10 protein-coding genes and 2 pseudogenes are annotated in these 8241 nt (G+C 63.7%); 9 read left to right on the plus strand and 3 right to left on the minus strand.

The genetic code is table 11. The features are described 5' to 3' along the window. Window positions 1-21: 21 nt before the first annotated feature. Complete coding sequence (locus VFZ09_RS42730; protein ID WP_329733574.1) at window positions 22-1119, plus strand: glycosyltransferase family 4 protein; 1098 nt, start codon at window positions 22-24, stop codon at window positions 1117-1119. A gap of 178 nt (window positions 1120-1297) precedes the next feature. Here VFZ09_RS42730 and VFZ09_RS42735 read toward each other — a convergent pair. The 3 genes and pseudogenes from VFZ09_RS42735 to VFZ09_RS42745 all read right to left on the minus strand — a co-directional run. Next, window positions 1298-1732, minus strand: a pseudogene (locus VFZ09_RS42735) (GNAT family N-acetyltransferase); the annotation flags it as partial. A 169-nt stretch (window positions 1733-1901) separates the two neighbouring features. Continuing rightward, window positions 1902-2276, minus strand: a complete 375-nt coding sequence (locus tag VFZ09_RS42740) for a hypothetical protein (protein ID WP_329733583.1) — start codon at window positions 2274-2276, stop codon at window positions 1902-1904. 6 nt (window positions 2277-2282) lie between these two features. After that, window positions 2283-2537: pseudogene (locus VFZ09_RS42745) on the minus strand (PAAR domain-containing protein); the annotation flags it as partial. Between the two features lie 583 nt (window positions 2538-3120). Here VFZ09_RS42745 and VFZ09_RS42750 point away from each other — a divergent pair. From VFZ09_RS42750 to VFZ09_RS42785, 8 genes are all read left to right on the plus strand, one after another. Next, entirely contained in the window at window positions 3121-3819 is a 699-nt protein-coding gene (locus VFZ09_RS42750) for a type VI secretion system amidase effector protein Tae4 (protein WP_329733575.1), read from the plus strand. Then, a complete protein-coding gene (locus tag VFZ09_RS42755; protein WP_329733576.1) occupies window positions 3816-4214 on the plus strand; it encodes a hypothetical protein in 399 nt (132 codons plus the stop codon). The genes VFZ09_RS42750 and VFZ09_RS42755 overlap by 4 nt, the downstream gene beginning before the upstream one ends. Before the next feature lie 129 nt (window positions 4215-4343). Further along, window positions 4344-4469: a hypothetical protein gene (locus VFZ09_RS42760; RefSeq protein WP_329733577.1), complete on the plus strand. Its 126-nt coding sequence runs from the start codon at window positions 4344-4346 to the stop codon at window positions 4467-4469. Between the two features lie 196 nt (window positions 4470-4665). Then, window positions 4666-5094, plus strand: coding sequence for a hypothetical protein (locus tag VFZ09_RS42765; RefSeq protein WP_329733578.1), 429 nt, complete (start codon window positions 4666-4668; stop codon window positions 5092-5094). Beyond that, on the plus strand, window positions 5095-6135 hold the full coding sequence (locus VFZ09_RS42770; protein ID WP_329733579.1) for an HNH endonuclease: 1041 nt from the start codon (window positions 5095-5097) through the stop codon (window positions 6133-6135). A 20-nt stretch (window positions 6136-6155) separates the two neighbouring features. Next, window positions 6156-6662 (plus strand): SMI1/KNR4 family protein, encoded by a 507-nt coding sequence (locus tag VFZ09_RS42775; protein ID WP_329733580.1) that lies wholly within the window; start codon window positions 6156-6158, stop codon window positions 6660-6662. 3 nt (window positions 6663-6665) lie between these two features. Continuing rightward, window positions 6666-7487: an ATP-grasp domain-containing protein gene (locus VFZ09_RS42780; protein ID WP_329733581.1), complete on the plus strand. Its 822-nt coding sequence runs from the start codon at window positions 6666-6668 to the stop codon at window positions 7485-7487. A 230-nt stretch (window positions 7488-7717) separates the two neighbouring features. Next, window positions 7718-8104, plus strand: coding sequence for a peptidoglycan-binding domain-containing protein (locus tag VFZ09_RS42785; protein WP_329733582.1), 387 nt, complete (start codon window positions 7718-7720; stop codon window positions 8102-8104). Window positions 8105-8241: the final 137 nt, after the last annotated feature.

Consider the following 8241-nt stretch of genomic DNA (forward strand, 5'->3'; position numbering starts at 1 on the left):
ACGCGGCGGCGAGGAGGCAATGTGGCCGGGAGAGTGCTCCATCTGGCGGCGGGAAACCTGTACGGAGGCGTGGAGACCTTCCTGGTGACGCTGGCGAAGTCGCCCCGGCGGCTGGAGCACCGCTTCGCGCTGTTCTTCGAGGGCCGGCTGGCCACGGAGCTGCGGGCCGCGGGCGCCTCGGTGGAGGTGCTCGGCCCGGCGAGGCTGGGACGGCCGTGGACGCTCGTCGGGCCCCAGCTGAGGTTGCGCCGGCTGCTGCGCGCGTGGAGCCCGGACCTGGTAGTGTACCACTCCACGTGGCTGAAGCTCGTCGCGGCCCCGGCGCTGCTCGGCTACCGGCAGGCGCTCTTCGTGCACAGCCGGGTGGACCCGCACCATCCGTTGGACCGGTTGATGGCGCGGTTTCCTCCGGATGCGTTCCTCACCAACTCGGAGTTCACGGCCGGGTCCGTCTCGGCGCTGGTGCCCCGGCCCACGCCGCTCGTCGCCGGCTGTCCCGTCGAGGACCGCACCCCCAAGGAGCCCGGGGTGCGCGAGGCCGTGCGCCGGGAGTTGGGCATCGCCGAGGGAACGGCGGTCATCCTCCAGCTGAGCCGGATGGAGCCGGGCAAGGGGCATGCGCTGTTGCTGGAGGCCCTGGCGAAGCTGAGGCGCGACGCGGCGTGGGAGTGCCTGGTGGTGGGAGGCGCGCAACGTCCGGAGGAGCAGGCCTATGTGGAGCGCCTGCGTGCCCAGGCGGCGCAGGGGAGGCTGACGGACCGGGTGCGCTTCCTCGGCCAGCGCACGGACGTGCCGCGGCTGTTCGCCGGAGCGGACCTGTTCTGCCACCCCAACGTGGTCCCCGAGGGTTTCGGCATCGTCTTCGTCGAGGCGATGTACGCGGGCCTGCCGGTGTTGACCACGGACATGGGCGGGGCGCGGGAGATCGTCGACGAGACGTGTGGAGCCCGGGTGGCGCCCCGGGCGGACGCCATTGCCGAGGTGCTCGCGCGCTGGGTGGCGGACCCCGGAGCCAGGCGGGCCCTGGGACGCGCGGGCCGCCAGCGGGCGGAGAGCCTCTACCTCCCCTCCATCCGGGTGCGCCTGCTGGAGGACACCCTCGAGCGCAGTGCCCGGTGAGCATCGCCTCCAGGCGCGTCTTCACCTCGGGCCACTCGGTATCCGTGATGCCGAAGAGGGCGGTGTCGCGGACCACGCCGCCGCGCACCAGCATGTGGTGCCGGAGGATGCCTTCGAAACGCGCACCGATGCGCTCGATGGCCGTCCGCGAGCGAAGGTTGCTCCGGTCCGTCTTGAGCTGCACCCGCATCACCTTCAGCTCCTCGAAGGCATGGCGCAGCAGCAGGTACTTGCACTCGGTGTTCACCCGCGAGCGCCACACGAGCTTCGCCAACCAGGTGCTGCCAATCTCCAGGGTGCGGTGATTGCGCTGGATGTCCAGGTAGCGCGTGCTACCTACTGGCGAGCCCGTCTCCTTCTCGATGATGACGAAGGCACGTTCCACCCCGCGCTCCGCCACCGCCAGCGTGTCGGCGATGTACGCCTCCACGTCCCCGAGCGTGCGCAGCACCACGTTGAAGTGCTCGAAGATGCCGGGCTCGGCCACCGCGGCCAGCGCGGGTGCATGGCTCATCGCCAGCGGATCCAGACGGACGGTCTGGCCCTCCATCGTCACCGGCGGAACGACGAGTGGCGTGGGCTCACGGTAGAGGATGGGATCGTTCGAGCTCATGTCGGTGGGCGACACGTACACCAAGCTAAATGTCCCCGCCACCGCCAGGAGCGCCAGGCTCGAAGGCCACCGCTCTCCCGCAGCCCCGGGTACACCATGACCGCGGATTCCACTGGCTCATCGACTCCTCCTTTTCCCTGTCGCGTGAGCGTGTACCAATTCCCTCGCCTCAATCTTTCATGACGATGTCAACACGGCTGTTGTTGAAGATGTCTTCGATTTTCGCCTCTCCTCCCTCTTTGACGATGGCGGTGAAGCTCAGTTCCTGGACGCCTTCGGAAATACCACTGCCATCGTCCCTGGATATTGTTACGGCGACAGACTCTCCTGGTGCGTAATTTTCTGTTTCTATATGCAAATTCATATCGACATAAAACCGGGATTGGTCGGTCAGAGGTATTTCCTCTTTGCCGTAAGTCCAATACATCCGGACGATCCGCTTCTTCTCACACTCCTCGCAGAATGGTGTGCCGTCGCGGGCAGCAAGTTGGATGACGTTTGACTGTACTGATGAACCGATAAGGACGGTGGGACATCCCGCCACGAGAACGCCACCGTGAGAGGTTGGATCCCCCAGCCGCGCAGCAGGGCTGCCTCCAATAATAACTGTTGGCTCACCCTGAGAAATTGAATCTGTCGCTCCCGGGCCAACGCACAACAGGGAGTCTCCCACCCTTGCGGCAGGTTGGTAGCCGATAAAAACGGTCGCCTCACCTGACGTCGTGGGGCCTCCCACGTGAGGGACTGGACCTGGATTTACTTTCGGGCAAACGTGCTGGTCTGTGATACGTGCGGCAGGAGGCATCGCGTATTTTCCCCGTCAAGCATGGCTGACAGACGTCTGAGAGACACTGAATGTAGCAGAGAGGTGCGCGTTCACGCGATTGTTTCGCCAGCAGGCCAAACGGGGCGGAAGGCGCGCCTTCACGCACAGCTTGACCACCCCGCACTCCAGTGCGATATTTGCGTCCACGACGCAACAACAAAGGAGCTGGCATGCCCTGGGCATGAATCGTGGTGGGGATGCCACTGACAGTGGCGGCCGGGTGCTGACCGAATGTCCTTTCACGTATATCGATGGCAAGGCGGGCGCGCGGGTGGGGGCTACGCCACCAGCGCCCGGCGATCATCGTCTCGGGTGCTGCCACGCTCCTCGTCGATCTGAACCCGCATGTGTTGACCGAGAACCATCCGCCCGGTAACACGGTGACGGTGCGGGTCGAGGTCGCCGACGACAGCCCGCTCGCCGGAGCCAGATGCTCGAACTCAGCGCGGTCGTCGGCGAGGATGGCGAGGATGGCGAGGATGGCGAGGCGGTCATCGAGAACAAATTGCGCGACAAGGGCACGGTCAACATCCTGGCCGGCCATATCTGAGAAGGAGGAACAATGACGGGCATTGTCGCAAGCGCAGGCGGCACGTCGTCCAAGCCAGTAGTGGTCCATCGGCCGTCGTGGAAGGACATGAAGGCCAGTTACCCGCCGGACGGGCAGGACAGGTATGTCTTCTATCCGAAGATCTCCAAGGCGCTGGCCAAGGACGCGGACGAGCCGGCGTACGCCAATACCTGCGCGCTGCGCATGAGCTACGCGCTCAACCACAGCGGTGTGAAGTTGAAGCCCGCGCCATCGAAGGGGGGCAACCTCAAGGGCGATGACAAGCTCAACTACTGGCTGCGGGTCAAGGATCTGGCGGCCGAGTTGAACCGCCTGTTCAAGGCGCCGGACCTGACTCTGACCTATCCCACGCCGATGCCGAAGCCGGGTGGCACGGCGCGTACCGCCGAGACGTACGTCCAGCAGCATCCCACGGAATACCTAGCACGGCAGAAGCTGGCGCAGGACACGCTGCTGTCCAAGATCAGCAACAAGAACGGCATCGTGGTGTTCAATGTGACGGGATGGTCCGATGCCACCGGACATTTCACGCTGTGGGAAGGCGCCACGCAGAACCTGCTGTACGTCGGTGCCAATACCGCAGAGAAGAATCCAACCAGCCCGGAGTACTACTTCTGGTTGGTGAAGCCGTCCGACGATGGCAAAAAGCTGGTCGAAACCACGTCCGTCTCGTTCTGGGAGTTGAAATGAACGCACGTCTTCTCGCGCTGGTGATGCTGGCCACGCTGGTCGTTGGTGCCACGGTGAGCGGCGCGGCCGGCAATCGCGCGCCAGATCCGGAAGCGCTCAAGGCCTATGCGCTGAAGCTCTGCCTGGACAGCAATTACGCCAAGGTGGGCACGCTCGGCCCGGGGGCCGAGAAAGACCGCTCCTACCTGCTGCTGCAGTACGCGCTGGACAATTCGCGGCCCAAGGCACGGCAGCGCCTGGAGAGCTTCGTGAAGACCACTACCGCCGACTACTACCTGGCGGAAGTGCCGATGAAGGACGAGGGTAACGTCGGTCCGTTCAACAAGATCTTCGCACAGTGCATGGACTTCTATCATTCGCCGGCACTGAAGAAGTTCCTCGCGCGCGATCGGTGAGGCGGTGATGCGCAGTCGCTCTGTTGCGTTCCTCAAGGACAAGTGGACGCTCATCATCAACAAGGACGTCGGTCAGTGGGGCGCCTACAAGTACAACAAGGACAATGACATCCGCGCGTGGACATGAAGGTGACGAAGAGCACGGAAACCGCCCAGGCCCTCACCATCGCCTTGGATGAGAAGGCATCCACGCTGAACATCTCGTGGGAGAACACGCAGGTCTCCGTGCCCTTACGCTTGGCCGGGAAGGGCTGAGCACGCCGTCACCGGAGTGTTCATCTTCGAGCAAAACCTCCCAGGCCCCCCTGCGCACAAGCTCACGGCAAGAAAAGCTGGGCCGAGACGACGCATCAGGAGGCCCTGACGGCGGCTACACCGAAGGGAGACGGACCAAGACACCGTCCCCGCCTCTCCCTTCACTCCTGGTGGGCAACACCTCATCGAGCTTGTCGTGGAAACAAAGGAGCGCGACGTGCTGAAAATTTCCCGCCAGCAAAGACTAGCCTTGCTCAAGCCCGACGAAGCCTTCGTCGAGTGGTACACCGAAAGCTTCATGCCGGATAACCTCCCGCATTTCTACCACGACATCGAAAACGCCATGCTGCGCCGGATGGTCTTGAACGGACGCCGCGTCGCGGTATCCAAGGGATTCACCGACCCCTCGACCCAAGCGCACTTCATCACCTTCATGTGGACCGTTGGTGCGGACTTTTTCGAGTTCCCGGTCTTCGCCGCCATCGTCAATCATCCCAAGCTCTCGCCTACGGAAAAAATTGACCGCCTCTACAAAGTGGATGGAGCCGTGGCGTCCGAGGTCATCCTCAAGGCCGATGATCGCGCCTGGTTTCGCGTGCCGGGGCAAACCAGCGGAGGTGAGTAAGTGGGAAAGGTCTACCAGGAGCTGGGGCAGAAACACGCCGCTGACAAGGTCCGCCAAGCCGAGGCAGAGCTCGGCAAACTCGACGCCGCCTACGCCGAGCTGGCTGCGGATGCGGCCCTCACCGCCGGCAGCTTTGCCCCGCCTCCTTTTGGCACGGCGGCCGATATCGCCAGTCTGGCCAAGTCCGTCGCCAAAGGAGATGTGGGCGGGGCGCTCCTCGATATCGTCGGCTTCATCCCCGTCGTGGACATCGTGGCCAAGGGCGGCATTCGCGGCACCAAGATTGCGGCCAAGATGGACGATGTTGCCCAAGCCATCAGTGCCGCCAAGACCGCCCTCGCCCGCCAGAAATCACTCCTGGCCGCCAAGACCATGAGCCACCTCGATGAGGCGCTCAAGGCCACAGGCGACCTCTACAACATTCGCAAAGCCGCAGCCCGGCAGTATTGGGACAAGGTCGTCGCGGCCAACCGTAAAAAGGTGGATGACGAACTCGCGAAATGCGCCGTCAAGAAATGCCCCAAGAAAAAGGTGGATGCACTCAATGCACGGAAGGGCGAGGCGAATCCTGGCCGCCTGCCCTCCTCCGACAAGGGCAAGTGGGTGGATCCCAAGACGGGGAAGCCGGTCCCGCCCGGCACGGGAAACTACGTTCCCGATCCGGAAAAGAACCCGTCCCTCCACGCCGCACTCAAGAAGTACGGCAAGGAAAACGAAGGTATTCCTTTCAAGGATGGCCATCCGGACTTCACCAGCTTCGCCCAGAAAGGGCCGGATGGTAAACCCGTGCGGGTGGAGATAGATATGAAGGGGAACGATACAGACTTCAGCAGCGCCCGCGCGGCCGCCCAGAAGAAGTACGGTGCATGGGACAAGGGCAAGAACGAAAAGAACGTCACCTGGCATCATGAGCCAGATGGCGTCACCATGACGCTGATTGATCGAGACATCCACACCGCCATGCGCAAGGCCGATGGCACCGCCAACTCAGGCACCCCGCACGTCGGCGGCGATTCCATGTGGGGCAATCCCGAATTCTAGACACGAAGCCGAGCCATGCCATGAGCCTCAAAAAATATTCAGATGCCAGCTATCTCGATCCCGCGAACGACAAAGACATCCTCGAACTCGAGCAAGCGCTCGACGTCGTGCTCCCGATGGAACTGCGCGCCTTCCTCAAGCAGAGCGATGGCGCTGCTTTTGGTGAAGAGACGCATCGCTTCCGTGTGAAGCGAAAAGACAAGTTCCTGCAGCCACGGCTGGAATGGATCTTCGCGCACGATGAAATGCGCTCCCAAACCAAGATCTTCTGGGATTCGAGCATCTACGACGAAAAGAGCCGTCCTACCCTGCCGCGCGGCATCATCGTCATCGGCTCGGCCGTGGATGAGATAGACGAGGCACGCATCTTTTGCGATCTACGCGACAAGGCACCGCGCCCCGGAGGTATCTACTACCGGCATCTTTCGTTTGATCCCTATGCTGCTGGCGGCGACAACACTGCGGGCCTCGAGCTCATCGCCCCCACCTTCGAGACCTTCCTCAACTCCCTGCAGAAGCGGCAATAGCGCGTGAGCTCGCCGGGGGATGAAGATCTGGAAAGCCAGCAGGGAGTTCAGGGCCCTCGTACCCCGCTGGCCAACGTCTGGCCCAGCTTCATGGAAGCTTGGCCGCCCACGCTCCATGGGCTCTCCTTTCGCTCGGTGCAAATCCCCTTGGCCGAGCCGGATCTTCTCGCCCTCATTTCCCAGACTCCCGAGGCACGTCCTCCCCTCGAATTGGATGGCCGGCTCACCTTCTCCGGCGAGTTCCGCTCCGCGCTCGCCACCGCCCTCCGCGAGTTTCCCGCTGGCGTCTTCCTCCGTACGGGTAGCGCCAGCTTCAAGAGCGACGAATTCCTACTGCGGCCGATCTTCAAAGCGGAGTTGGCGCTCAAGCGCCTCATGCTCCCCCATCCTCGCGTCGCTCGACTCGCCAGCCTCTGCCTTCACCATCACCGGCCCGTCTCACTTTTTGTCCGGGAATGGCGCGACATCCCACCGCAAAGCGAGTTTCGGCTCTTCTTTTACGGCCGGCGACTCGTGGCGGCTTCCCAATACCACTACCGCGACCTCTTTCCTGAAATAGCGCCCGCTGCCTCGCGACTTGCTGCCGCGCTGAGCGCTGCCTCTGCCCGTATTGCCGCGGCCCTGCCGATGGCACAGCTGGTCGTGGATGTCGCGGTCACGCCTAGCCCTGCAAGTCAGGAGGTCGTCGTCATCGAAACAAATCCCTTTGGCGCCGCCACGCACGCCGGCCTCTTCACCTGGAGCGAGATCGGCCGGGGTGACCCGGCGTTCCGCTACCTAGCGCATTCATCCTCCGGCGAGCGCATCGAAAGCATCCCCCTCTAGAACACAAACCCGGAAACCGTTCGCGAGCCGAGCATGATTGAAGAGGCGCCAGGCAAGGCTGCCCACCGGCGCGCAGCATCACGTTGAACGACTCGAAGATGTCGGGCTCGGTCACTGCGGCCAGTGCGGGTGCATGGCCCATCGCCAGCGGCTCCAGACGGAGGTGTCCCCGCCAACGACAGGAGGGCTAAGCTCAAGGGCCATCGCTCTCCTGTGACTCCGGGTGCACCATGACCGCAGATTCCACTGGATCCTCGACTCCCCCCACCGTCCTGCGCAACGAGCGCTTCCTCAACCTACCGGAGCTGACGGGAGTGCTCGCCGGACAGACTTCGCTCGGCGTGGGCTCCAAGGGGCCGGGCGTGTGCGCCGTGCAGCAGGCGCTCGCCGACATGGGCTTCAGCGTGCCCGGAGGCGTGGATGGCTCCTTCGGCTCGCAGTCGACCAAGGCCGTGCGCAACTTCCAGGTGCATGCCCGCCCGGCCTTCCCGGCGATATTGGCCACCGGCAAGGTGGACGCCGCCACCCTGCGCGCCCTCGATGCGCTCGCCCCGCCCCCGGGACAGCGTGGACAGAGCCAGCACCTGCCCATCCCCCGCTACAAGGGCACGCCGTAAGCCTCCGATCCAGCCCAGGTAGTAGAGGTGCGCGAGGGGCCGCAAAGTGCGCGGCGCGATGACGACGAACACAGCGACGACGAAGACGGAGCCGGCGTGGTTGGAAGCAGCGCGGCGGCCGAGGTGGACACCGGAGA

The sequence above is a fragment of the Archangium sp. genome, assembly GCF_036277355.1.
Lineage (GTDB): Bacteria > Myxococcota > Myxococcia > Myxococcales > Myxococcaceae > Archangium.

Bases quoted from the DNA above. Each gene is read 5' to 3' on its own strand.
- VFZ09_RS42755 (WP_329733576.1), top strand. From the start codon at position 3,816: ATGAACGCACGTCTTCTCGCGCTGGTGATGCTGGCCACGCTGGTCGTT.
- VFZ09_RS42775 (WP_329733580.1), top strand. From the start codon at position 6,156: ATGAGCCTCAAAAAATATTCAGATGCCAGCTATCTCGATCCCGCGAAC.
- VFZ09_RS42750 (WP_329733575.1), top strand. From the start codon at position 3,121: ATGACGGGCATTGTCGCAAGCGCAGGCGGCACGTCGTCCAAGCCAGTA.
- VFZ09_RS42785 (WP_329733582.1), top strand. From the start codon at position 7,718: ATGACCGCAGATTCCACTGGATCCTCGACTCCCCCCACCGTCCTGCGC.